The following is a 22,560-nucleotide window of genomic DNA, read 5'->3' as shown; positions in this document are numbered from 1 at the left end:
CGGAACATCCTCTGCGGTAGCGCCGCAGAGGGAACCCTCGCTTATAACGGGCTGTTCTCATCGAGCAGGGTGATGCTCCAGACGCGGGCGTGCGTGTCATCGATGCGATAGTAGCTTTTCACGCTCGCCGTACCGCCGATGGCGTAGCCCACCAGAGCGACGATGTTGAGCTGATGCCCTTGCTTATCGGTAAACGCATAATACTCATCCAGCACATAACCGCTGGCGCTGGCCGCTGATTCCAGACGATCGTCCCTGGCTTTCAGGTCCGGGGTATAGTCGGCGATGGTTTTCCCCACATAGTTTTTGGCGACGTCCTGCTTTTCGTCATCGCTGACGATAAACGCCGCACTGGCAGGAAAGTGCTGAACCACCTCAGCCAGGGTTGGTTTCGGCGCAGCAGAGGGGAATAACGTATGATCGATGGTGTAGGCCTGTAGCCAGCAGGAGAATAACGCCGCTTCCGCCGCACGGCCATCCGGGTCGGAAAGCCCGGGCAGCGCATCGACGGTCTCTCCCGCTTTACGCAGCGCAATGAAATCGGCACAGGAAGAGACCCGTGCCTGATTCTGATCGCTCAACACCAGCGTCAGGGGAGACTGGTTAATCTCAAGCTCGCCCGCCGCCAGCACCGGCGTGTTTAACAATAACGTCACCGCCATACCGATAAAATATTTCATCACATAGCCTCCATGAATATCGTCGTATCCTGATCCGAGGTGACAGGGAAAGCAAGCGATGGATGACGTTTCTTCCGCACGTCCAGGCGATGGCTCCCGGACGCCAGGCGACGGCCGGGGAAGGTTACTGATGGTGTGGGACGGGATAAAACGCTTCCGCTGTCCATTGCGCGGATGGCTGGCGGTATTGCTGCCAGAACAGATCGGCAATCTCCCGGGCTTCGGCGGAACCCGGCGTGACGTAGGCCCCCACCGTCACGATGGAAAGATGAATATTTTGCGCTTTCAATACCGGGAAAAGGCCATGCGTCAGGTTAAGCAGCCCGGCTTTGCCGACGCTCAGCGTCAGATACTCCGGGTGGGGCTGAGTGGCAAACATCCCGCCAGTCAGCAGGATCGCGCCTTCTCCACGCGCGGCCATCCGCGGAGTGACCGCTTTGATGGCGGCATATACCGCGCCAATATTGGTGGTGAGATCCTGAATGAAGCCTGCCACCGACTGGGTCTCCAGATTACCGTCATGCATGGCCGCGGCGTTGAAATGCAGCACATCCACACCGCCGGTTTCCACCTCTACCTCACGAATGAGTTCCGCGATACTGGTGATATCGCTGGCGTCCGCCACGCGGCCTTCCGCGGCAAATCCTGCCGCTCTCAGCTGGTCGGCCTGTGCCGCCACATTGCTTTTACTGCGAGAGGACAGCACCACCCGGAATCCCTCACCGGCAAACCGTGAGGCCGTCGCCATTCCCATCCCAGGACCGGACCCAATACTCAAAAACGTTTTCATAGGCTGCTCTCACTGTAGGTTGAAGAGCCGCTATGTTAATAGACCAACAGATCGCTGATAATTAGCCTTATTTGCAAATGATTAATGTGCAGGGTGCAGGAATCATGTTCGATGATTTTGATGAGCTGATGGCGTTTGTCTGTGTGGCTGAGGCAGGGAGTTTTATCGGGGCCAGCCTCAGGCTGGAGCGGGATGCGTCGGTGATTTCCCGCCGGGTCAGCCACCTCGAGAAAAAACTGGGTGTCCGGTTGCTGGTGCGTACCACCCGTAGCGTAACGCTGACTGAAGCCGGAATCTGGTTTTTGCAGCGCGCCCGCACGGCGCTGGATGAGCTCAGCGCCGCCAGCCGGGAAGTAGGCGACTTTGCTGCCACCCCGCAGGGAACGTTGCGGGTCTCACTGCCGGTGACCTTTGGCCGGGAGCTGATTGCCCCGATGTTTCCTGATTTCCTGCAGGCGTATCCGGATATTCGCCTTGATGCCCATTTTCTCGATCGACGAGTCGATATTGTCGCGGAGGGGTTTGATGCGGTGATCCGCCTGGGAAACCTGCGGGACAGTACCTTAACCGGGCGCGAGCTGGGGGCGTTTCGCAGCCAGCTGATTGCTTCGCCGGCCTATCTGCAACGCTACGGTGAACCAACTCATCCTGAGCAACTGGCAGCCCATCGGTGTCTCGGCTTTACCCACCATCCGGACTGGCCCTACTGGATCCTCGAGAATGGTCGGGAGCATATCCAGGTGACGCCAGTTGGCCCCCTCACCACCAATATCAGTGAAGCGCTGCTGACGGCGGTCATTCGCGCAACCGGGATCGCACTGCTGCCGGGATGGATGGTTAATCAGGCGGTGCAGCGCGGGGAACTGGTCCGCGTGCTGCCCGACTGGCGCAGCGCGGCGCGGGTTAGCGTTTATGCCCTGATGCCGCCCGGCACGCTGGTTCCCGCCAAGACCCGGGTATTTATCGACGCGGTATGCCAGCAGCTGGCGTCATCCCCGCTGTGGCAGGACGAGTTGAAGCGATAAACGGGGGGTGCCGATAGAGCAAGCCACGGATGGCGGTTATACCGCGGTACTGGCCCGGACTTTGAGTACTGACGGAATTTCAATAAACTTTTCACAAGGTTTATCGTTGAGCAGGTCGAGAAGCGCTTTCCCGGCCTTCACCCCAATGTCATGCCAGTGAAATTCAACGGTTGTCAGGGCAGGGGAACAGACTGTCGATAATACCCCGCCGCCTAAACTCGCAATGGCTACGGTATTGGGCACTTTGATCCCGGCGCTGTGGCAGGCCATCATGCATCCACACGCCATTTCATCCGATGTGCAAATTAGCGCATCCAGATCGCCCCAGGTGATCATCATATCCTTGAAAATATTCACCCCTGTGGCAATGGTGGAAGGCAAATGAGTGGTCACTACCCGATGCGGAGAACGGTTAAGGGCCAGCATCGCCGTATTCCAGCCGCTCAGGAGCTGGCGAAACATTGTATTGTTGGCCGGGGTACACAGTAACGCGATATTTTTTAATGAGGCGTCCGCCAGGTGGGTCACGATCTGTTTCACAGCCTTACCGTAATCCACACCGATGCACATGCCAACAGACTGCGTATTTAACGCGCCAATTTCCAGGATAGGCACATCTACGTTGGCCAGCAGCTGGGTACAGCTCTCAATGGTGTCGATATTAAACTGAATAATCGCTGCCGGGTTATAGGCGAGCATTTTTTCAAACGTTTTTTGTTCGCTTTGGCCGTCATGACCGGATTCCATAAACATCATGGTATAGCCGCGTTCAGTCAGGATCTTTTGTAACGCCTCCGACACCGGCAAAAAACCTGGCGAAGAGAAGGTGGGGACGACGGCCAGAATGAGATCGGAATGGACCGACGCCAGATTACGCGCCTGGAGATTGGGGACATAGCCGAGTTGGCTTACTGCCGCATCAATACGGTCGCGAAGGTCAGGGTTGACTTTTTCAGGCATTCTCAGCGCACGCGAGACGGTCATGGCGCTCACGCCGACAAACTCAGCCACTTCGGTCAGGGTTATCTTCCCAGTTCCCTTACGACGTTTTTCTTTCGGGCTATTGTCTGCGTCTAGACTCTTCACCAGGATCACCAACCGTTTGAAAAATAAAAAGTAACAAAAGTAAATCGTTGATACACATTATAACTTACCACAGCGAGGGGGAAAGCACATTATAACCAGTGTTAGCGGTAACTCATTTTTTAACATTTTTGCTTGTTAGCGCTAACTTTGGGAGGTGTATCACAGTTGCATTTTATTTAGCTGTTTATAGTTCAGCACATGGGACCCCTCGGGAGTGCATATGATTAGAGACTGGTTAACCCCGGATAAAATTAATGTCATTAACTCAATAGATAACTGGAAAAATGCCGTTCGACTCTCAGCAGAACCTTTGCTGGCGCAGGGGTATATGGCAGAGCACTATATTGAGGCGATTTTGAAAAGCCATGAAGAACTTGGGCCTTATTATCTATTAGCCCCGGGATTAGCAATGCCCCATGCCCGCCCTGAACAAGGTGCATTGAGGAATGGATTATCGCTCCTTCATATTAAAGAGGGCATATCATTTGGCTCAACGGAGAACGACCCGGTATACGTGATTATTATGCTATGCGCTCGTTCCGGGAATGAACATATCACGATGATCGGTGAACTGGCAGAACTCTTTAGCGATCAGCAAAAGCTAGAACGATTGTTAAAAGCCGAGGATATTAAGGCAATTCAGGCTGTTATTGACTGAAGGAAAAGAGAATGAAAAAAGTACTCATCGTCTGCGGCAATGGTTTAGGCAGCAGCTTTATCGTTGAAATGAATGTCAAAAAAATTCTTGCCGAAATGAATAAAGAGGCTGAAGTCGCGCATACCGACCTGACGTCAGCGAAAAGCGAAACGGCGGACCTTATTCTGAGCGCCAACGATATTGCCGAACATTTAGTTGGTCATTCCGCAAAGGTTGTTGGATTAAGTAATTTACTCGACAACAATAAAATCAAAGAGATTTTAGCAGAACACATTTAAGCAACGGCTTTCTGAACCGTGGAGTTTAATATGCTTCATTTCCTTATTTATGATGTGTTAGGGACACCGGCAATTCTGGTTGGATTGTTTTCTCTGATCGGTCTGCTGTTGCAAAAAAAAGGAATTTCAGATGTTATTTCAGGAACACTGAAAACCATCATGGGCTTTGTTATTTTAACGGCAGGCGCCGGTATCATTGCCTATACATTAACCATTTTTAGCCAGCTGTTTGAACATTCATTTCATATTCAGGGGGTGGTCCCTAACACCGACGCGATGGCCGCGCTGGCGCAGAAGAATTATGGCACGGAAACCGCCACAATCATGGTGTTGGGCATGTTGATCAATATCGCCCTGGCGCGTCTGACGCCATTAAAGTACATCTTTTTAACGGGCCACCACACGCTCTATATGGCAGCGATGCTGGCGGTGATCTTGTCAGTCGGGGGATTGTCGGGGGGGTGGGTGGTGGCCATCGGGGCGGTGATTCTCGGCGCGATGATGGTGATCTCTCCGGCGATCTTGCAGCCGTTTACCCGTAAAATTACCAATACCGACGATCTGGCTCTCGGCCATTTTGGCTCTATTGGTTATCTGCTTTCCGCGCTGGTGGGCAAAGTCGTCGGGAAAGGTAGCCCCTCGATTGAAGAAATTAAAGTGCCTAAGTCACTCAATTTTCTTCGCGACTCGTCGGTGGCCATCTCTCTCACTATGATGATTCTGTTCCTGGTGTTGGTGGTCGTCGCGGGCAAAACCTTTGTCGAGGAGACACTGAGTGCCGGTCAGAATTTTATTATCTTCGCCATTATTCAGTCCCTCACTTTTGCTGCGGGGGTTTATATCATCCTCGCCGGTGTGCGGATGGTGATTGCCGAAATTGTGCCAGCGTTTAAAGGTATTGCAGACAAATTAGTGAAAGATGCGAAGCCGGCGCTCGACTGCCCGACGGTGTTTCCCTTTGCTCCAAATGCCGTCATCGTCGGGTTTCTCGCAAGCTTTGTTGCAGGCCTGGTCAGCATGTTCCTCTGCCCGCTGTTCGGCTTGAGCGTCATCGTCCCGGGGCTGGTGCCACATTTCTTCTGCGGGGCAACGGCTGGCGTTTACGGCAACATCACTGGCGGACGTCGCGGGGCAGTGGTGGGGGCATTTGCCCACGGCCTGCTCATTTCGTTCCTGCCGGCCATCCTTTTGCCAATGATGGGAGATATGGGCCTGGGTTCTACAACCTTTGGCGATGCAGACTTTGGCGTTGTCGGCATCGTTCTGGGGCATATTATCGCAATGTTTAACTAACTGTTTATTATCGGAGATGGTTTATGAGCGCGAAATTTTCACCCTCACTGATGTGCATGGATTTAACGCAGTTCAAAGAACAGATCACGGCAATGAATAAAAAAGCGGATTTTTATCACGTTGATATAATGGATGGTAATTACGTCCGCAATATCACACTGTCTCCCTTTTTTATTGAGAACCTGAAAAAAATCACTACCGTTCCCATCGATGTCCATCTGATGGTGAACCATCCGGAAGATATTATTCCCATGTGTCTCGAGGCCGGCGCCGATATCATTAGCTTTCATCCCGAGACGGCGAATAACAAAATTTTCCGCCTGCTGAATCAGATCAAGGATGCAGGCAAGCAATGCGGGGTGGTGTTGAACCCGGCGACACCGGCTGAAAGTATTGCTGAATATGCGCACCTGTTGGATAAAGTGACGGTCATGTCAGTTGATCCGGGCTATGCCGGACAAAAGTTTATTCCTGAATCGCTGAACAAGATAAGAAAGCTCATCAGTATGCGCAAAAATAATGGCTATCACTATCTGACAGAAATTGATGGCTCCTGCAATGCAAAAACGTTTGGCCAGATTGCCGAATCCGGTGTGGATGTCTTTATCGTAGGGACATCGGGTCTGTTTTCTCTCCATGAGGATGTCAGCCAGGCATGGGACAGAATGATCGAGATTTTCCAGCGTGAAACCGTCGCTGCCTAATTAATTTTTTTACGAACCACAGCATATATTTAAAAAAAATTAAAAGACCTGCATCACGCCAGCGATGCCTGCTCTGTTATTCAACGACCACTCTATATGAATGCGGGTGAATTATGGATATTTCGACAGTGCTTAATGTTAAAAACATCAAGTTAAATATGACCGCCAGAACGAAAGAAGAGGTGATAGAAGAACTCACCGATTTACTAGTACAGGATGGTGCGGTGACTAATAAGGAGGACTTTATTCGTGATGTCTGGTTACGTGAGGAGCAAGGCTCTACCGGTTTTGAAAATCATATTGCGATCCCGCATGGCAAATCTTCCGGTGTTTCCCGTACCGCATTAGCCATCGGACGCACGCAACATACCATTCCCTGGGAGACCATGGATGGCAGCGATGTTCGCTGTATTATTTTATTTGCGGTTTGCCTGGTGGATCAAAATGCCACTCATATTCGCCTGTTAGCGCAAGTATCCGGGTCACTGGCCGACGAAGACATTATCGCTAAATTACTGGTTGAATCTGATCCATATAAAATCATTGCGCTTTTCAATTCAGAAACTGAAAGCACCGAAGCGTAATATGTAGTTGTTAACATTCTTTTATATCTTATTAAATGAATTAACGGAGAATCGTGATGAATATTGTCGGAGTTACCGCCTGTACGGTGGGGATTGCACACACCTATATTGCTCAAAAGAAAATTGAAACAGCCGCCAAAAAAGCCGGTCATAACGTTAAAATCGAGACCCAAGGGACCATCGGCATTGAGAATCAGTTAACCGCTGATGAGATTGCCATGGCAGATATTGTTCTGCTTGCCGCGGATGTTAAAGTGACGGGAGAAGAACGGTTTGCGGGTAAGAAAGTGGTCAAAGTCGCCACGGAAACGGCAGTGAAATCCCCCAATAAACTGATTGAAAAACTCAGTGAAATAGTCAATTCATAATTTTATTTCGGCCTGCTGACTCTATACTTAAGGGCGTAATTTATGTCTCTAAAACAAATATGGCAAGCAGCAAATCCTAAAGGACATCTGCTGACCGCTATCTCATTTCTGATCCCCATTGTCTGTGGTGCTGGGTTTATTATTGCCATCGGCATGGGGCTTGGTGGAACGGTGCAGGACACGTTAACGCCGGGGCAATTTGATTTATGGCAGGCGATGGCCACTCTGGGCGCTAAGGCGCTTGGGCTGTTGCCGGTGGTCATTGCGGTGGGTATTTCCGGCTCGATTGCTGGCAAGCCGGGCATCGCACCAGGATTTGTCGTCGGGCTGGCGGCGAACACCATCAGCGCAGGCTTTATCGGCGGGATGATCGGTGGCTACATTGCCGGCTATATCGCGCTGGCGATCATTAAAAACGTCAAGGTGCCTGACTGGGCTCGCGGTTTGATGCCAACGTTGATCGTGCCTTTTTTTGCCTCCATTATCAGCTGCCTGATTATGGTCTATATCATTGGTACGCCTATCGGTATCTTTACGGAAGCGCTGACATCTTTCCTGAGAAGTATGGGCACGTCATCGAATCTTGTGTTGGGCGCAGTGATAGGCGCTCTGTGTATTGTTGACTTTGGCGGCCCGCTTAATAAGACATGCTTTGCCTTCGTTCTCACGCTGCAGGCGCAGGGAATAAATGAGCCGATTACCGCGCTTCAGTTAGTTAACACCGCAACGCCTATTGGTTTCGGCCTGGCTTTCTTCATTGCTAAGCTTCTGCGTAAGAACATCTATAAAAGTGAAGAAGTGGAAACCTTAAAATCGGCGGTTCCAATGGGGATTGTTAATATCGTTGAAGGCTCTATCCCGATCGTCATGAACGATATCGTCCGCGGTATCGCCGCCGCGGCCATCGGTGGCGCGTGCGGTGGCGCAGTCACCATGGTGTATGGTGCGGATGCCACGGTGCCTTTTGGTGGGGTACTGATGATCCCCACCATGTCACACCCGATGGCTGGCATTATGGCCCTGCTGGTGAATATTGTTGTTACCGCCACGGTTTATGCTGTCATCAAAAAAGATATTCCGCGTGATGTGCTGGTTACTCATGATCACGAAGAAGAGGATATCGACCTTAATGATATTAAAGTGAGCTAACTTACCCCTGTATTATTTTATCAATGGCGTTGAGCTAGTCCTGCAACTCAGCCCATAACCGAGGGGTCCTTAGTTATGGGCTGAGTTGCGTCAGGTAGACGGCTGGGTAAAAGTGGAGCAGGGTGAACATTGTTGTTGCAAAAATGTGAACGCTTCAGTAGCCTTGTCTCTTTCGGAGACAGGAAATGCTCGTCACTGATTCACTTCTTGCTTACACCCTCGCTGCCACACTGCTTACCCTGACGCCAGGTCTTGATACTGCTCTTATCCTCCGCACGGCGACCGCTGAAGGGGGACGCAAAGCCTTACATGCCGCGTTAGGCATTGATCTTGGATGCTTTATCTGGGGCGCGCTGGTGGCCTTTGGTTTAGGTGCGCTACTGGCGGTTTCTGAGTTGGCTTATACCTTATTGAAATGGTGCGGAGCAGGATACCTTTGCTGGCTGGGCATCCAGTTGCTCCTGCGCCCACGCCAGCAATTTAACACCCACCCGGCCGAATCAGATTCCACGAGTAACTGGTTCCTGCGTGGGATGCTGGGAAATGTGCTTAACCCCAAAATGGGCGTCTTCTACGTTTCGTTTTTGCCCCAGTTTATCCCCGCCGGGCATTCACCCGTCAGCTGGACCTTTCTCCTGGTCACCATCCATGTATTGATTGGGACGCTGTGGTCATTAACGCTGATTACCGCCACTCGCTATGCCGCCGGCATCCTGAAAAAACCAGCCGTGGTGAAATGGATGGACCGGACAACCGGCTGCCTGTTTCTGCTATTTGCCGCGAAGCTGGCCATGAGCCGCCGGTAGTCACGCAGGGGCGTATGCCCCTGTTTTTGTCTTAAAAAATGAGCAACCCGTGGAGTACTACTCAGTGCTGTAACGATCGGGCTCGAACGTACGTTTAGCCAGTTTCTTTTGCAAAACGATGACAATAATTGGGGTTCCTGATGCGGTAATTGCACATACCGCCAACAGCGTGTCCATATTTTGTAGCGCCATGCGATGGTCGGGTAACAAAAAAGCAGACAGGAAAAATGCGGCAGTCGTCATCAGATACATCATGGATGTCTGTAATGAAGAGAATCCCGCTCGTTGGTTGTTATCAGGAAACTGAATCGTCACCGCCGACGATGACACCAGACGACTGTAAGCTGCGCCGAGAAATAACGTAATAAATAGCGCCGGATACGGATAGCCCAGGAGGGGTATCAGCAAGCTCAGGATAAAAACGAGGGTCGACCCGGTCGCCAAACTCAAAGCAGAAAAACGAGAGGTTAATGCGCCTGTCATTCTGGTAGACAGATACCCCGCCAGACCCCCGCCGAAGAACAACCAGGGCAGCAGACCTTGAGAAGCCCCCAACAGCTGCGTCATTAATGGCGCCAGGACAGGAATGATCAGCATTGGACTAAACTGTACCAGCGCATTACCGGAAGCAAACAGTAAAGTATCTACATCGAGGGGCAGCGCGTGGGATGTGTCGAAAGTGACGGGATCCTGAGGGATGATGGAGACGATCAGCGGCAATGCCAACCAACACAGTGTGCAGATTAACCACAACGCGACATGCCAACCGTAATGAGTACACAAAAATAATACAGCGGGCATCCCCACGATGCTGACCATCGAAAATGACGCAATCACCGTCGCCAACATTTTTCCGCGCGAGTCAGCCGGCGTGTGGTTTATCAAAATAGTGATCCCCACCCCCATTGTCGTACCGCCAACCAGTCCTGCGAAAAAGCGCAATGTAAGAAGAAGAGGGAAACTGGTGGTCAATGTCGTCAACAGTGTCGCCATGGCTAGCAGTACCATATTAGCGATTAAAAAACGTTTCTTATTGCAACGGTCAACCCAGTAAAAGGCGATAATTCCCGACAGGACGGCTCCAGATGTGTACATACCGGATACATAGCCTGAGAAGGTGACGGGAACAGCGAAATCTGCAGCCATAAATGTAAAAACAGGGCTGAACATCATATATTCCAGCGCATTAGTAAACTGGACAAAAGCGATTACCATAGCAATCCGAATGAGCGTCTTTTGATTAAATGTTGTGGCGACCAGTGGCATAGCAAGCGACCTGTGGATGAAAGATATCCTAGCTTAACTGCTATCAAACTTGTCGATTAGATGGTAAAAATGGCACTCATTATTATCATATGTGGGATAGTTGATGCGGCCAGTTCTTGACTTTAATGCGCTGAAAATCTTCATTGCTGTGGTGGAAAGAGACAGTTTTGTCGGGGCATCGAAAGCCCTGGAAATGCCGACATCAAATGTGAGCCGTTGCATTTCTCAGTTAGAAGACAAACTGAACCTTCAGCTCATTGAGCGCAGTACCCGACATATGAAACTCACACAGGCGGGGCATCTACTCTATACCCGGGCGAAGCCATTACTGGAAGCACTTGAGCAAACTGAAACCGAATTAACGTTGCGACAAATGCAATTCAAGGGGCCATTACGTATCTGTATTCCCAATGAAATCGGTCCTGTATTGCTGGGCTCTGTTGTTGCTGATTTCGCCTGTCAGCATCCGGACCTGGAGATAAGTTGCGTCACAAATTTGTCGGGTTATGAATCCCTGCGAGATGATCTGGATTTAGCTGTCATTGTTAGCCGTGGTCAGATGGATGACAGTGACTACATCGCCCGTCATCTGGTGACGATCCCTTGCACCATCGTTGCGGCCCCCTCCGTCATCCAGCGTTATGGCACGCCTTCTCGAATACAGCAATTTGAAGAGTTACCCTGTATTACAACAGTGAATGCGCTTAAAGGCGCTCCCTGGCAGTTTGTGAATAAAAAGGGCGGATTCGAGACGATCAAGGTTAACGGTCGTTATCGGGTCAACAGCGGAGAGATGGCAGGGCGGGCGGCCATCTCAGGTGCCGGTTTTGCCATCCTGTCGAAACAAGCCTGCCAACCCTATATTGATGATGGGCGGTTAATCGAGATTGAATTTGAACAATCGGCAGCCCCCTTGCAATTGTTCGCTCTGTATTCAGATCGGCGTTACTTGCCGGCAAAAACAAGAGCGCTTATTGATTTCATGCATCAGAGATTGAGTCATTAACAAGAGGCCATCTTCAGCGCGCCAGGGCGGCGCTGTTCTATTCAGCCGGCCGGCTCAAGCAACAAATCTCTGAGATAGCCCTCCAGTATGGAGGCACAAATTCGCGTTTCATACGACATCATCCCAGCTGGTGGATGGAGCAACCAGGCACTAAATGGCGGGATCGGATAGTGGCTTAAGAGGGGGATGAGCGCGCCGTCTTCCATTTCTTTTCTGCAAACCGGACTTTGCAAAACACCAATGGCATGTCCCGCTAATAACCAGGAGAGGACACTCCGCCAGTGCGTGGACTGAAATTGAATATTGACGGGAACATTAATGAGTTGATCTTCGGAAGCGATCAATTGAATGCGATTACTGGCGAATACACCGGAAACAGCAGCAAATGGATAATCTGTCAGCGCTTCCGGCGTGTCAGGATGACCCATTTTCGCCAGCAGAGCCGGAGAGGCCACTAGCACTCTGCGCACGGCGCCAAGCGGACGTGCGACAAAAAAGCCTTCGGAGACATCACCTAACCTCAGTGATAAATCGACCCCCTCGGTGACGGGATCGATGACGCGGTCGTTAAAAATGACATCGACCTGCAGCTCCGGATGCTCGTTCTGAAGCTGCAACAATGCAGGCATCAGCAGGCTTTCTCCGGCGGAATAGGGCGCGGCAATACGGATTTTGCCTTGCAGCCCCTGATTTTCCTCATTCACAGAAAGAGCATGCTCTGCCGCCTGAACGGCCGTTTTGCTTCGCTCATAAAACACGTTACCGCTGTGCGTTAGAGACATGTTACGCGTGTTGCGCCTAAGCAAACGTGTCCCAAGATGTGCTTCCAGTTTTTCTATTCTTTCACTCACGGCGGGCTGGCCAATGCCGAGATCGCGGGCTGCAGCCGACATGCTGCCCCGTTCAACCACCCTGATAAATATGCGCATTGCTGAGAAGAGATCCATTCACCAATTATATTGGCTTTACCGATAAATGTAAGTGGGGACAGGCATCTACTGCTTTCCTGCGAAATGATGAAAAATCCAGACTCAAGGCCTGAGCCAGGCTAAATTTCAATCTATTTAATTGATTTATTGGTGGAAAATAATGATGCCAGAGATAAAGCTTTTCATGTTCCAGTCAGGAACACAGCATTGTCGATATCAGCATATCCGGATGAATCAGGGCGTGGGAGAGCATTATCAGATCCCTGTTCCCTGGTTTCTGCTGACCCATCCGGATGGGTTTACGCTGATTGACGGCGGTCTGGCTGTCGAAGGATTGAAAGATCCCAGCGGTTATTGGGGAAGTACTGTAGAGCAGTTTAAACCGGTGATGTCAGAAGAACAGGGTTGCGTGGAACAACTTAAGAGGATTGGCATTGCTCCTGAGGATATCCGCTATGTGGTCCTGTCCCATTTGCACTCTGATCATACGGGAGCAATTGGTCGCTTCCCCCATGCTACGCATGTTGTCCAGAGGCAAGAGTATGAATATGCCTTTGCCCCTGACTGGTTTACTTCGGGAGCCTATTGCCGACGCGATTTCGATCGTCCCCAACTTAACTGGCTATTTCTGAACGGGTTGTCCGATGATCACTATGACCTTTACGGTGATGGCACGTTCCAATGTATTTTCACCCCAGGGCATTCACCGGGCCATCAATCTTTTCTTATCCGCTTACCGGGTGGTACAAATTTTACGCTAGCGATTGATGCGGCTTATACCTTAGATCATTACCATGAGAAGGCGCTCCCGGGGCTAATGACGTCTGCTACTGATGTCGCTCAGTCAGTGCGAAAGCTGCGTCAGCTTACCGAGCGATATCATGCGGTATTCATACCCGGCCACGATCCTGAAGAATGGAAAAAAAACAGGCTTGCGCCAGCCTGTTACTATTGAATCATTCCTCGCTGATCGCCAAAAAGCGTCTGTTAAGAAGGGCTGTCAGCTTATCTTGTTCGAAATGGCCCTGGTGATGGCCGGGGCCATTTCTGCCGGCAAGCTCAGGGCTTCACGTCCAGCACGACATGACTGAAGGTTTGATAGGTTTTTTCGTCCGGCGCGGGCGGGATGTTGGCTTTTTTCAGCGCGGACATCACCTGCGCGCAGAATGGCCGATCGCCGCTCTCGACCGTTGGATCCTGCACCGTCCCGTCACGCTGCAGCATAAAGCGCACCGAGCATTTTTGCCCTTGCCAGGAGGCCGGCTGGTCTATGTTAGCGAAGATAGCCGCCTGGATCCGCGCCAGATAGCGTGAGGCATTGGCCTGGGGTGAAGTATCGGAACCCGTTTGATAATCGCGAAGTATCTTATCCACTTCAGCCGATATTTTAGCGTCTTCGGCGCTGTCCGGCGCAGAAGCACCACCCGAGCAGGCGGAAAGAAGTAAAGAGAGGGTGCAAACGAGCACAGCGTTGGTTTTCACGGACATGCTAAGCCTCCTTGCTGGTGGGGATACCGTCGTGTACTAGGCGGTTATCCTCTGTTATTCCGCGAAATTATTCAAACGCTGAATGCATGGCACGCGCTTTCAGTGACAGTGTCACTCATTTTTTACTTTCGTCGCGGGCGGTGATGCCATCCAGTCGCGAATAATGTCACCGTATAGCTGTTCTGCCTCCGCCAGTCGGCTGAGCAGGCAGTACTCGTCGGTTTGATGCGCCATCGACGGCTCGCCGGGGCCGAGAATAATACAGGGCGGATCGCCCAATGCAGGCAGCAGCAGCGAGGCGTCGGTAAAGTAGGGCACCACGCGCGGCGCAATCGGCTCAGCGTGCAGCGGCTGACAGCGTTGGTAAACCTGCTTAATCCACGCGTGATCCTCCCGGCTGAGGACGGCGGGCAGGTCGACCAGCGTGGAGACGGTGACGCTTTCGCCAAGCAGCGTCGTCAAGCGCTCCCGGATAGTGGCGTGCTGTAAATTGGGCGCGCTGCGGATATCGACATCAAAACGCGTGCGGTCCGGTACGGAATTAATATTGAGTCCGCCTTCTATGCGTCCGACGTTGAGGGTGGGTTGCTTCATTAGCGGATGCGGCGCGCCTGGCGAAAAATGCTGAATCTTACCCAACGCATCCGCCGCAAGATAGATAGCATTGATCCCCAGCTCCGGCATCGCGCCGTGGGCGGTTTTCCCCCGCGTTTCGCAGCGTAGCCAGAGCGCGCCTTTATGGCCGATAACCGGATAGTTGGTGGTGGGTTCACCGACGATCAGCGCGCCCACCTCCGGCAACGTTGCGGAGGCGATCAGCGCCCGCGCGCCGTCGCAGCCGGTCTCTTCTCCGCCGGTTATCAGCAATACCGCGCCGCGTCCGGCGAGGATCGCTTCCCGCTGATGAACGCAGGCGACGGCAAACGCCGCTATCGCCGCTTTCATATCGCTGGATCCGCGGCCATAAAGACGCCCGTCTTCCATCTGCGAGCCAAAAGGATCGTACTGCCAGCGGGCATTTCCCAGCGGGACGGTATCCAGATGTCCGGTAAAGGCCAGCGGTTTACCGCTCTTCGCCCCGGGCAGGCTGGCAATAAGATTGCAGCGTCCCTCGCCGAACGACGACAGCGAAACCTCAAAACCGCTCTCGTCAAGCCAGTCGGCGAAGAACCGCATGCAGTCGGCTTCGCTGCCTGGCGGGTTGATGGTGTTAAAGCCCAGCAGCTGCCGGGCGAGCTCAAGGGTCGTGGTCATCAGCGGCGTTCCGTCAGCCAGTCGAGGCAGTTAATCCATAGCTGGCGATAGCCGGGCCATTTGGCAAACTCTTCCGGCAGCCAGTGCGCCGACATGTCGCTGGTCCACACCAGCGAACGACCCTGCTGATATTCGCGAACAGCCAGTAGCGGATGACCGGTACCGGCCACGGTCGCCAGCAGTTTGCCTTCCGGGTGCATTTCAACTTCGTTATAGCCCAGCAGCCACGGCCATTCGCCCGGAATATCGTTAAACAGGGGGTGAGACTCCGTCACTTCGGCATAGCAGCCTTCCGGGGTTTCAATGCGGTCGTCCCAGGCCAGGCAGCGTACCGGCAGCACTTTCTCCACCGCGGTATGGCGGTAGCGCGCGCCGCCGTTGATTCCCTGGAAGCTGTAATAGCCGCCGATCATCATCAGCGCCCCCCCGCCGGCCACGTAATCATGCAGGAGCGTTAAACGGTTGGCGGTTCGGCGGCTCTTCAGCCAGGTGTCCGGATGCAGCAGCAGCGTATTGGCGCCAATGTCCGAGAGAATAATCGCATCCCACTCCTGCAGCGCTTCCAGCGTCAGCGGAAAGTCGGTCGCCGCCGCGTGGGCGGGCATATAGGTAATGGCATAGGGACTGTCGGCGAGCGCGGCCAGAAAGTCCGTTGCGCCGGTGTGCCAGGTGGCGGTGGCAAACTGGTCGAAGCCTTTAACGTGCGTTGACGTGCTGGTCCAGGACTCACCGACCAGTAAGATTTTTTTCTGCATGATGACGTTTCCTTTTATCCGCCAAAGACCCGCTGGGGGTTTCCAATCATTAAGGTTTCAAGTTGTTCGCCGCTGACGCCGTGGCGCCGCAGACGGGGAACAAAATGCTTGAGTATGTAGCCATAACCGTGGCCGCCGTAGCGGGTGAGCATGGTTTTCAGGAAGACGTCCTGCGACAGCAGAATTTGCTGGATGTAGCCGTCGTCAATCAGCTCGCGGATCGCGCGGGCGTTCTCCTCGTCGGAGGGCGACTGCGCCGACTCGTCGGCGTAGTAATAGCTCATGCCAATCATGTCGTATTCGAGAAACGCCCCGCGCTGCGCCAGTTCGCGCTGGTAGCGCTTATCGGCAAAGCTGGGATTCATATGGCACAGCACGGTATGGCGTAAATCGGCGCCTTCCTGCTCGAGAATATCCAGCACCCGATGGCCCAGCCGCTCCCAGCCGGGCAGATGGACCTCGATCGGCACGCCGGTCGCGGCGCTGGCCCGACCCGCAGCGCGCAGGGATTTCTCCTCATCCGGCGTAAAGCGGCTGGAGATACCGATTTCGCCGATGAGTCCGGCGAGCACCTCCGGTTTCTCCTCCGCGCCGCCAAGATCGTAAATCAGCCGTTCGGTCAGTTGTTCGACGCTGCTGATTTTTACCCACTCGGGGTGCGAAGGCTCCAGATAGAGCCCGGTCCCCATAATGATGTTCAGACCGGTCAGACGCGCAATGCGCGCCAGCGCTTTCGGATCGCGGCCAATGCCGATATTGGTCGGGTCGACCACAGTCTCTCCGCCAAGGGCGCGAAATTTAGTCAGCTCGTCAATCGCAACGTCGACATCAAACAGCTGACAGTTATCGCGGCTCATCAGCGGGTTGAGCGACAGTTCGCCAAGGTTTTCCATTTTCACCGGCATTTCGGCAAGATGGCGATCGCTGCAGCAGCAGGGCGGCACCCATTTGCCGGAGGCATCCAGCAGAATATGCTCATGCATCAGAGTAACGCCCATTTCGTTAATCGGTAGTGGGCCAAGCACAGTCATTACATAACCGCTGCTGACGCCAACCGGCAGCGGGGAGGGATGGCGAAAAATTGATCCTTTCATCAGCTATCCTTTTGCCGCGGAGCGCGTCGGGTTGAGAATGCGGGTGTTCAGCCAGATAGCCAGCAGGATAATGGTGCCGGTGGCTATCTGGGTGTAAAACGGCGAAATATGCGACAGGATCAGCCCGTTCTGAATGACCGCAATCGACAGCGCGCCCAGCAGCGTGCCAATAATAGTCCCGAAGCCGCCAAACAGACTGGTGCTGCCTAGCACAACGGCAGCAATGACCTGCAGTTCAAAGCCTTCGCCCTGGTTGGAAGAGCCGCTGCCGAGGCGTGCGGTAATGATCATCCCCGCCAGCGCGGCGGCCATTCCGCTGATGATATAGACCTTCATGGTCACCGCTTTGGTGTTAATGCCGCTGCGCCGCGCGCCTTCGGCGTTGGCGCCGATAGCGGTCACGTAGCGGCCAAAGCGCATATGGTTGAGAACGATATGCCCGATCACCAGTATCATCATGCCGATCAGCGCGGGCATGGGGATACCAACTACCCACGCGCGTCCGATAAAGGTAAACAGGCTGTCAGCCGGTACCGGAATCGAGTAGCCCTGGGTGACCAGCAGCGCGATGCCGCGAACTACGGCCAGGGTGGCGAGCGTGACGATGAACGCCGGAATGCCTTCATAGGCAATAAAGAAGCCGTTGATGGCGCCAACGAATCCGCCGAGCAGCAGGCCGCCGAGGAGTACCACCGGCCACGGCAGCCCCCAGTTATTCAGAGCGATAGCGGAGAGTGCGCCGACCAGCGCCAGGGTGGAGCCTACCGACAGATCGATACCGCCGGTGGTAATGACCAGAGTCATAGCCGTCGCGACGATCAGCAGCGGGGCGCTCTGACGGATAATGTTGAGCCAGTTGGTGCCGGTGAGAAAGTTGCTGGTGATCAGCGAAAACACCACGCAGCAGAAGACGAAAAAGAGCGCGATGCTGACCACGCCTGAGTGGTTATGCAGCAGGCGGCGCGGCAGCGAATGCTGGATCATGCGGGAGCTGCTTAAGTTCATGATACTCATCCTGTTACCTCAATGTGCTGCCGCAGAGCGGGCGGTGAATTTTTCGCCCACAATCAGGTTAACGATATCGCTCAGGCTGGTGTCGGACACCCGTCTGTCGGCGACGTTAGTACCCTCATACATCACCATGATCCGGTCGCAGACCAGGAACAGGTCCTGCAGGCGGTGGGTAATCAGAATCACGCTCACCCCGCGAGCGGAAACGCGGCGAATGAGCTCCAGAACCGCTTCAACTTCCGCGACGGCCAGCGCGGCGGTGGGTTCATCCATAATCAGCACTTTCGGGTCAAAGGCCGCGGCGCGGGCGATGGCTATAGCCTGGCGCTGGCCGCCGGAGAGATTTCGCACCAGCAGGTGAGTATCCGGAATGGAGATCCCGAGCCCTTTAAGCATCTCTCTGGCATCGGCGTGCATTTTGGCCTCGTCGAGAAAGGGGATGCCGAGGACCGATTTCATCGGCTCACGGCCCATAAACAGATTGCCCGCGACGTCGACCGTGTCGCAGAGCGACAGATCCTGGTAGACCATCTCGATATGGCAACGGCGCGAATCGGCCGGATTCGTAAACTGTTGCTGTTCACCGTCGATACGAATCGTGCCGCTGGAGGGGATCACCGCGCCAGAGAGCACTTTGGTCAGGGTGGATTTCCCCGCACCGTTATCGCCCACTAAGCCCAGCACTTCGCCCGGGGCCAGCTCAAGGTTGACTCCGCGCAATGAGCGTATCGACCCGTAGGTCTTGGTGATATTGATCATCTCTACCCTTGGCGGGGTAGTTTGTGGCTGCTGCATCTGATAACTCCCATCGCTGTGGCCGGGAAAATGTTCGCCATCCTGCGGGAGGGACTCTATCCGACACGGTTTACAATCTAGTAAACCGGTTTACCTGCGGAATAGAGCACTCGCCAGGGCAGTCAGGACAAACGCTATGTAAGATATTTGTTCGCCAGTAAGAACGTTGCAGCATCCGTGCCAGGGCAGGAACCACACAGCAGCCCTGTAACTTAACCTTATGTATTCAATACACTTAATTGAATAAAATCCGGTAAACCGGTTTACTGATTATAGTGAATAAATTGTTAATTGATCGTTTTTTGCGCCAAAAGCGGGCACTTTTGCGCCATTTTGGGACGGGCTTAACAGATCTTAATCGAGTCGCGGCCAATCCATTCAACCGGCAGGCGGGTTTCCGCAGGGATGTCCGGATCGTCGTTTAGCAGGCGCATCATGATGTTCACCGCGGTACGGCCCAGTTCGCGGGCGGGCTGACGGATAGTGGAGATCCGCGGCTGGGTAAAATCGGCGTAGTTGGCGTCATCGAAGCCGACTAACGAAAGCGCCTCCGGCGCCTGGAGCCCGCTGGCGCGCAAGCCATCGAGCAGGCCGAGCACCAGATAGTCGCTGGCCGCGAAGACGGCGGTGGGGCGAACCGGTTGGCTGAACAGGTACCGCAGCGCCTGCTGGCCAAACTCGCGCTGGTAGTCGCCATACATCACCCATTCGGGCGGCCAGCTCAGGCCCGCTTGCTCCATCGCGGTGCAAAAGCCCTGATAGCGCTCACGGACGCTCATCAGCTTGTCCGGGCCACCGACGAAAGCGATATGGCGATGCCCGGCGGCGATCAGTTTTTCGGTGGCGATCCGCCCGCCCTGGACGTTATCAGCAAACACTTTCGGTACCTTACTGCCGGGAATATCTTCATCCAGCAGGACAATGCGTTCGTGACGCTGGACTTCCTTGCGCAGCAGGCCGTTATCGGGGCGGTTGGTGGTGAACAGCAGACCGTCGACCTGGCAGGTATCCAGCCAGCGAATGAACTGGCACTCTTTTTCCGGGTTGTTGCGGGTGATACACAGCACCAGGCTGTAGCCGCTTGCAGAAGCGGCCTCTTCGGCAGCGTCGGCCAGTTCGGCAAAGAAGGGGTTGGTAATATCGGGAAGCACCAGGCCAAGCGTTTCGCTGCCGCCTTTGCTAAGACGGCGTGCCAGGCTATTGCCGCGATAGTCCAGTTCGCGAATGGCGGTTTCGATGCGGTCGATGGTGTCCTGCGGCAGCACAATACTGTTGTTCATATAGCGCGACAGGGTCGCCTTCGACAGCCCGGCCAGCTTTGCCACATCGGATAACAATACGCGTTTTATACTCATTTCCTGCGCCATTTCTGCCAGAATCGGCTATCTGTAACATAGTTAAGCGCGGTGGATACAGCAATTTCTCTGCGAACAATCACCAAAAATAAATGCTTGACAAATTTTAATCAGCAGAGAATTGTATAGGCAGTTTACCGCATCATCCGGGAAGTCATTCCCAACCCCGTTTAAGTTATTCCAGTCGCGCACCGACACGGACCGGTTGCCGGGATGACATTAAGCAGGTATCCGCCGAACGTTCAATGATAGTTCTGGCGATATAGACGATATTTGCCCGCCAAAAAAATAATCCTTCTGCGTTCGCATGCGGCGCGGAACTCTGCTGGCTATCAACTATTCCCGACGAGGATACTGATGATGTTATTTCACACCGGAAAACTGCGTTTACTTGCTGTCGCCACGACCATGCTGGCATCAATGAGTTTTATTTCTGCCGCCAGCGCTGCCGGTCCGACTTATGCGCTGGTACAAATCAACCAACAGGCGCTGTTCTTTAATCTGATGAATAAAGGCGCACAGGATGCGGCCAAAGCCAGTGGCAAGGATTTAGTTATTTTTAACTCTAACGATAATCCCGTGGCGCAAAACGACGCGATAGAAAACTATATTCAGCAAGGCGTTAAAGGCATTCTGGTTGCTGCTATCGACGTTAACGGGATCATGCCAGCGGTTAAAGAAGCCGCCGCCGCAAACATTCCGGTGATTGCGATTGATGCCGTATTACCGGCCGGGCCACAGGCAGCTCAGGTCGGCGTTGATAATATTGAAGGCGGCAGAATTATTGGTCAATACTTCGTGGACTACGTGCAGAAAGAGATGGGCGGCCAGGCGCGACTGGGTATTGTCGGCGCGCTGAATTCGGCCATTCAGAACCAGCGGCAGAAAGGGTTCGAAGAGACGCTGAAAAGCAATCCGAAGATTACTATCGCTAACGTGGTCGACGGGCAGAACGTGCAGGATAAAGCGATGACCGCGGCGGAAAACCTGATCACCGGTAACCCGGATCTGACAGCGATTTATGCCACCGGCGAACCCGCGCTGCTCGGCGCTATCGCCGCCGTAGAAAACCAGGGGCGGCAGAAAGATATTAAAGTCTTTGGCTGGGATCTGACGGCGAAGGCGATTTCCGGTATGGACGGCGGCTACGTCACCGCCGTACTGCAGCAGGACCCGGAAAAGATGGGCGCCGAAGCCCTGAATGCGCTGAACAGCATCACGTCGGGTAAAACCGTGCCGAAAACCATTCTGGTTCCGGCGACGGTGGTAACCAAAGCGAACGTCGATTCATACCGTCCGCTGTTTAAGTAGGTCAGCGCGCCCCGTCCGTGGTTAACAGGGCGGCGAGCTCACGGCTGCCGGGAAACGCGCTGAGCGTCCCCCGGCGGCTAACGGTAATGGCGGCAGCGCGACTGGCGTGCGCCAGCGCCAGCGCATCCGGCGCGACGCCGCGCAGCAGGGCGGAAGCCAACATGACGGCGAGGAACGTGTCGCCCGCGCCGGTAGTATCAAGCGCCTCGGCGGGCACGGCGGGACAAAACTGACGCTGGCCCTCCTGGACCAACCAGGCGCCTGCGGCCCCCTGGGTAATCACTAAGGTTTTCACCCCGTATGGCTGGAGCAGTTCGGCCTCGGATTCATTGACCACCGCGATGTCGATGAGCGGCCACAGATGGCAAAAGTCAGGATTGACAGGTGAGGGGTTGAATACCGTCGTCATGCCGCGGCTTCTGGCGTACTGGAACAGCGCCCGCGTTTTATCGAGGGAGAAATTGCCCTGCTGTAGCAGAATATCGCCAGCGACGGCATCCGCCATATGCGGAATAATTTCATCCAGGCTGAATGTATCGGCCGCCGCCGTAGTGGTAATGATGGCGTTGTCGCCATCAGCGCTATTTAAAATAATCGAGGTATCGCTATGTTGATTGAAATGGCCGTCGGGTAGTAGCGTCAGTGGTTCATTTTTTATCTGCTGGCGGATCCACGCGCCGTTGCTGTCATTTCCCGTGGCGGCAATTAAACGCGTCTCTATTCCGCAGCGGGATAATATAATCGCCTGGTTCGCGCCTTTACCGCCGATATCCTGCGACATTTTAACGCCGTGAATGGAGGCTCCTTTTTTCGGTATATCCGGAATGGACCAGGTTTCATCTACGGCAATATTACCAGTAACGTAAACACGCATA

At 53.7% G+C, this 22,560-nt stretch carries 25 protein-coding genes; 12 read left to right on the top strand and 13 right to left on the bottom strand.

Annotated elements, in window-relative coordinates; all coding sequences use genetic code 11:
• Nucleotides 1-41: 41 nt before the first annotated feature.
• Together A1WC_RS12730 and A1WC_RS12735 are read right to left on the bottom strand one after the other, a co-directional pair.
• Nucleotides 42-680 carry a hypothetical protein gene (locus tag A1WC_RS12730; protein ID WP_016161057.1) on the bottom strand — a complete coding sequence of 213 codons (639 nt, stop codon included), beginning with the start codon at nt 678-680 and terminating at the stop codon, nt 42-44.
• A 124-nt stretch (nt 681-804) separates the two neighbouring features.
• Nucleotides 805-1,470, bottom strand: coding sequence for an SDR family NAD(P)-dependent oxidoreductase (locus A1WC_RS12735; protein WP_016161056.1), 666 nt, complete (start codon nt 1,468-1,470; stop codon nt 805-807).
• A 104-nt stretch (nt 1,471-1,574) separates the two neighbouring features.
• Here A1WC_RS12735 and A1WC_RS12740 point away from each other — a divergent pair, with 104 nt between their 5' ends.
• On the top strand, nt 1,575-2,495 hold the full coding sequence (locus A1WC_RS12740) for a LysR family transcriptional regulator (protein ID WP_016161055.1): 921 nt from the start codon (nt 1,575-1,577) through the stop codon (nt 2,493-2,495).
• A gap of 36 nt (nt 2,496-2,531) precedes the next feature.
• On the opposite strand, the gene A1WC_RS12745 is transcribed toward A1WC_RS12740, so the two are convergent.
• Nucleotides 2,532-3,584, bottom strand: coding sequence for a LacI family DNA-binding transcriptional regulator (locus A1WC_RS12745; protein WP_032691394.1), 1,053 nt, complete (start codon nt 3,582-3,584; stop codon nt 2,532-2,534).
• A gap of 217 nt (nt 3,585-3,801) precedes the next feature.
• On the opposite strand from A1WC_RS12745, the gene A1WC_RS12750 reads away from it, so the two are divergent.
• The 8 genes from A1WC_RS12750 (at nt 3,802) to A1WC_RS12785 (ending at nt 9,421) form a co-directional block, all read left to right on the top strand.
• The gene (locus A1WC_RS12750; protein WP_016161054.1) at nt 3,802-4,239 is read left to right on the top strand and encodes a PTS sugar transporter subunit IIA; all 438 of its coding nucleotides are present in this window, start codon (nt 3,802-3,804) and stop codon (nt 4,237-4,239) included.
• 11 nt (nt 4,240-4,250) lie between these two features.
• Entirely contained in the window at nt 4,251-4,517 is a 267-nt protein-coding gene (locus A1WC_RS12755; protein ID WP_012968203.1) for a PTS sugar transporter subunit IIB, read from the top strand.
• 30 nt (nt 4,518-4,547) lie between these two features.
• Nucleotides 4,548-5,810, top strand: coding sequence for a PTS ascorbate transporter subunit IIC (locus A1WC_RS12760; protein ID WP_012968204.1), 1,263 nt, complete (start codon nt 4,548-4,550; stop codon nt 5,808-5,810).
• A 23-nt stretch (nt 5,811-5,833) separates the two neighbouring features.
• Nucleotides 5,834-6,514 (top strand): D-allulose 6-phosphate 3-epimerase, encoded by a 681-nt coding sequence (gene alsE, locus A1WC_RS12765; RefSeq protein ID WP_012968205.1) that lies wholly within the window; start codon nt 5,834-5,836, stop codon nt 6,512-6,514.
• 113 nt (nt 6,515-6,627) lie between these two features.
• Nucleotides 6,628-7,098, top strand: coding sequence for a PTS sugar transporter subunit IIA (locus tag A1WC_RS12770; protein ID WP_012968206.1), 471 nt, complete (start codon nt 6,628-6,630; stop codon nt 7,096-7,098).
• A gap of 56 nt (nt 7,099-7,154) precedes the next feature.
• Nucleotides 7,155-7,466, top strand: coding sequence for a PTS fructose transporter subunit IIB (locus A1WC_RS12775; protein WP_004179922.1), 312 nt, complete (start codon nt 7,155-7,157; stop codon nt 7,464-7,466).
• 42 nt (nt 7,467-7,508) lie between these two features.
• Nucleotides 7,509-8,615 carry a PTS fructose transporter subunit IIC gene (locus A1WC_RS12780; RefSeq protein ID WP_016161053.1) on the top strand — a complete coding sequence of 369 codons (1,107 nt, stop codon included), beginning with the start codon at nt 7,509-7,511 and terminating at the stop codon, nt 8,613-8,615.
• 185 nt (nt 8,616-8,800) lie between these two features.
• Nucleotides 8,801-9,421 carry a LysE family translocator gene (locus A1WC_RS12785; protein ID WP_016161052.1) on the top strand — a complete coding sequence of 207 codons (621 nt, stop codon included), beginning with the start codon at nt 8,801-8,803 and terminating at the stop codon, nt 9,419-9,421.
• Nucleotides 9,422-9,478: 57 nt separating this feature from the next.
• Here A1WC_RS12785 and A1WC_RS12790 read toward each other — a convergent pair whose 3' ends face one another.
• Nucleotides 9,479-10,687, bottom strand: coding sequence for an MFS transporter (locus tag A1WC_RS12790; protein WP_016161051.1), 1,209 nt, complete (start codon nt 10,685-10,687; stop codon nt 9,479-9,481).
• Nucleotides 10,688-10,790: 103 nt separating this feature from the next.
• On the opposite strand from A1WC_RS12790, the gene A1WC_RS12795 reads away from it, so the two are divergent.
• The gene (locus A1WC_RS12795) at nt 10,791-11,693 is read left to right on the top strand and encodes a LysR family transcriptional regulator (protein ID WP_016161050.1); all 903 of its coding nucleotides are present in this window, start codon (nt 10,791-10,793) and stop codon (nt 11,691-11,693) included.
• Between the two features lie 41 nt (nt 11,694-11,734).
• Here the strand turns inward: A1WC_RS12795 and A1WC_RS12800 are convergent, their stop codons facing one another.
• Nucleotides 11,735-12,622, bottom strand: a complete 888-nt coding sequence (locus A1WC_RS12800; RefSeq protein ID WP_016161049.1) for a LysR family transcriptional regulator — start codon at nt 12,620-12,622, stop codon at nt 11,735-11,737.
• Between the two features lie 160 nt (nt 12,623-12,782).
• Between A1WC_RS12800 and ahlK the strand changes: the two genes are divergently transcribed.
• Nucleotides 12,783-13,577, top strand: a complete 795-nt coding sequence (gene ahlK / locus A1WC_RS12805) for an N-acyl homoserine lactonase AhlK (RefSeq protein ID WP_164481337.1) — start codon at nt 12,783-12,785, stop codon at nt 13,575-13,577.
• A 104-nt stretch (nt 13,578-13,681) separates the two neighbouring features.
• On the opposite strand, the gene A1WC_RS12810 is transcribed toward ahlK, so the two are convergent.
• From A1WC_RS12810 to A1WC_RS12840, 7 genes are all read right to left on the bottom strand, one after another.
• A complete protein-coding gene (locus tag A1WC_RS12810; RefSeq protein WP_016161047.1) occupies nt 13,682-14,110 on the bottom strand; it encodes a cell envelope integrity protein TolA in 429 nt (142 codons plus the stop codon).
• Between the two features lie 111 nt (nt 14,111-14,221).
• Nucleotides 14,222-15,364, bottom strand: a complete 1,143-nt coding sequence (locus tag A1WC_RS12815) for a M20 family metallopeptidase (protein ID WP_016161046.1) — start codon at nt 15,362-15,364, stop codon at nt 14,222-14,224.
• On the bottom strand, nt 15,364-16,119 hold the full coding sequence (locus tag A1WC_RS12820; RefSeq protein ID WP_008804865.1) for a glutamine amidotransferase: 756 nt from the start codon (nt 16,117-16,119) through the stop codon (nt 15,364-15,366). The genes A1WC_RS12815 and A1WC_RS12820 overlap by 1 nt, the downstream gene beginning before the upstream one ends.
• Nucleotides 16,120-16,133: 14 nt before the next feature.
• Entirely contained in the window at nt 16,134-17,213 is a 1,080-nt protein-coding gene (locus A1WC_RS12825; RefSeq protein ID WP_012541711.1) for a phosphotriesterase family protein, read from the bottom strand.
• A gap of 3 nt (nt 17,214-17,216) precedes the next feature.
• On the bottom strand, nt 17,217-18,218 hold the full coding sequence (locus tag A1WC_RS12830) for an ABC transporter permease (RefSeq protein ID WP_016161045.1): 1,002 nt from the start codon (nt 18,216-18,218) through the stop codon (nt 17,217-17,219).
• Between the two features lie 18 nt (nt 18,219-18,236).
• Nucleotides 18,237-18,983, bottom strand: coding sequence for an ATP-binding cassette domain-containing protein (locus tag A1WC_RS12835; protein ID WP_074186512.1), 747 nt, complete (start codon nt 18,981-18,983; stop codon nt 18,237-18,239).
• A 380-nt stretch (nt 18,984-19,363) separates the two neighbouring features.
• Entirely contained in the window at nt 19,364-20,386 is a 1,023-nt protein-coding gene (locus A1WC_RS12840; protein ID WP_004190069.1) for a LacI family DNA-binding transcriptional regulator, read from the bottom strand.
• A 345-nt stretch (nt 20,387-20,731) separates the two neighbouring features.
• Between A1WC_RS12840 and A1WC_RS12845 the strand changes: the two genes are divergently transcribed.
• Nucleotides 20,732-21,685, top strand: coding sequence for a substrate-binding domain-containing protein (locus A1WC_RS12845; RefSeq protein WP_012541714.1), 954 nt, complete (start codon nt 20,732-20,734; stop codon nt 21,683-21,685).
• Nucleotide 21,686: 1 nt separating this feature from the next.
• Here A1WC_RS12845 and A1WC_RS12850 read toward each other — a convergent pair whose 3' ends face one another.
• Entirely contained in the window at nt 21,687-22,559 is an 873-nt protein-coding gene (locus A1WC_RS12850) for a PfkB family carbohydrate kinase (RefSeq protein WP_016161044.1), read from the bottom strand.
• Between the last annotated feature and the right edge of the window lies 1 nt (nt 22,560).

Source organism: Klebsiella sp. KTE92 (genome assembly GCF_000398905.1).
Lineage (GTDB): Bacteria > Pseudomonadota > Gammaproteobacteria > Enterobacterales > Enterobacteriaceae > Klebsiella > Klebsiella variicola.
The sequence above is the reverse complement of the archived record's forward strand: the minus strand, read 5'-3'. Positions and strand labels throughout refer to the sequence as shown.

What these genes read in the sequence shown, in the direction of transcription:
- A1WC_RS12730 (WP_016161057.1), bottom strand. Translation starts at nt 680, where the DNA reads ATGAAATATTTTATCGGTATGGCGGTGACGTTATTGTTAAACACGCCG.
- A1WC_RS12735 (WP_016161056.1), bottom strand. Translation starts at nt 1,470, where the DNA reads ATGAAAACGTTTTTGAGTATTGGGTCCGGTCCTGGGATGGGAATGGCG.
- A1WC_RS12740 (WP_016161055.1), top strand. Translation starts at nt 1,575, where the DNA reads ATGTTCGATGATTTTGATGAGCTGATGGCGTTTGTCTGTGTGGCTGAG.
- A1WC_RS12750 (WP_016161054.1), top strand. Translation starts at nt 3,802, where the DNA reads ATGATTAGAGACTGGTTAACCCCGGATAAAATTAATGTCATTAACTCA.
- A1WC_RS12755 (WP_012968203.1), top strand. Translation starts at nt 4,251, where the DNA reads ATGAAAAAAGTACTCATCGTCTGCGGCAATGGTTTAGGCAGCAGCTTT.
- A1WC_RS12760 (WP_012968204.1), top strand. Translation starts at nt 4,548, where the DNA reads ATGCTTCATTTCCTTATTTATGATGTGTTAGGGACACCGGCAATTCTG.
- alsE (WP_012968205.1), top strand. Translation starts at nt 5,834, where the DNA reads ATGAGCGCGAAATTTTCACCCTCACTGATGTGCATGGATTTAACGCAG.
- A1WC_RS12770 (WP_012968206.1), top strand. Translation starts at nt 6,628, where the DNA reads ATGGATATTTCGACAGTGCTTAATGTTAAAAACATCAAGTTAAATATG.
- A1WC_RS12775 (WP_004179922.1), top strand. Translation starts at nt 7,155, where the DNA reads ATGAATATTGTCGGAGTTACCGCCTGTACGGTGGGGATTGCACACACC.
- A1WC_RS12780 (WP_016161053.1), top strand. Translation starts at nt 7,509, where the DNA reads ATGTCTCTAAAACAAATATGGCAAGCAGCAAATCCTAAAGGACATCTG.
- A1WC_RS12785 (WP_016161052.1), top strand. Translation starts at nt 8,801, where the DNA reads ATGCTCGTCACTGATTCACTTCTTGCTTACACCCTCGCTGCCACACTG.
- A1WC_RS12790 (WP_016161051.1), bottom strand. Translation starts at nt 10,687, where the DNA reads ATGCCACTGGTCGCCACAACATTTAATCAAAAGACGCTCATTCGGATT.
- A1WC_RS12795 (WP_016161050.1), top strand. Translation starts at nt 10,791, where the DNA reads ATGCGGCCAGTTCTTGACTTTAATGCGCTGAAAATCTTCATTGCTGTG.
- A1WC_RS12800 (WP_016161049.1), bottom strand. Translation starts at nt 12,622, where the DNA reads ATGCGCATATTTATCAGGGTGGTTGAACGGGGCAGCATGTCGGCTGCA.
- ahlK (WP_164481337.1), top strand. Translation starts at nt 12,783, where the DNA reads ATGATGCCAGAGATAAAGCTTTTCATGTTCCAGTCAGGAACACAGCAT.
- A1WC_RS12810 (WP_016161047.1), bottom strand. Translation starts at nt 14,110, where the DNA reads ATGTCCGTGAAAACCAACGCTGTGCTCGTTTGCACCCTCTCTTTACTT.
- A1WC_RS12815 (WP_016161046.1), bottom strand. Translation starts at nt 15,364, where the DNA reads ATGACCACGACCCTTGAGCTCGCCCGGCAGCTGCTGGGCTTTAACACC.
- A1WC_RS12820 (WP_008804865.1), bottom strand. Translation starts at nt 16,119, where the DNA reads ATGCAGAAAAAAATCTTACTGGTCGGTGAGTCCTGGACCAGCACGTCA.
- A1WC_RS12825 (WP_012541711.1), bottom strand. Translation starts at nt 17,213, where the DNA reads ATGAAAGGATCAATTTTTCGCCATCCCTCCCCGCTGCCGGTTGGCGTC.
- A1WC_RS12830 (WP_016161045.1), bottom strand. Translation starts at nt 18,218, where the DNA reads ATGAACTTAAGCAGCTCCCGCATGATCCAGCATTCGCTGCCGCGCCGC.
- A1WC_RS12835 (WP_074186512.1), bottom strand. Translation starts at nt 18,983, where the DNA reads ATGATCAATATCACCAAGACCTACGGGTCGATACGCTCATTGCGCGGA.
- A1WC_RS12840 (WP_004190069.1), bottom strand. Translation starts at nt 20,386, where the DNA reads ATGGCGCAGGAAATGAGTATAAAACGCGTATTGTTATCCGATGTGGCA.
- A1WC_RS12845 (WP_012541714.1), top strand. Translation starts at nt 20,732, where the DNA reads ATGATGTTATTTCACACCGGAAAACTGCGTTTACTTGCTGTCGCCACG.
- A1WC_RS12850 (WP_016161044.1), bottom strand. Translation starts at nt 22,559, where the DNA reads ATGCGTGTTTACGTTACTGGTAATATTGCCGTAGATGAAACCTGGTCC.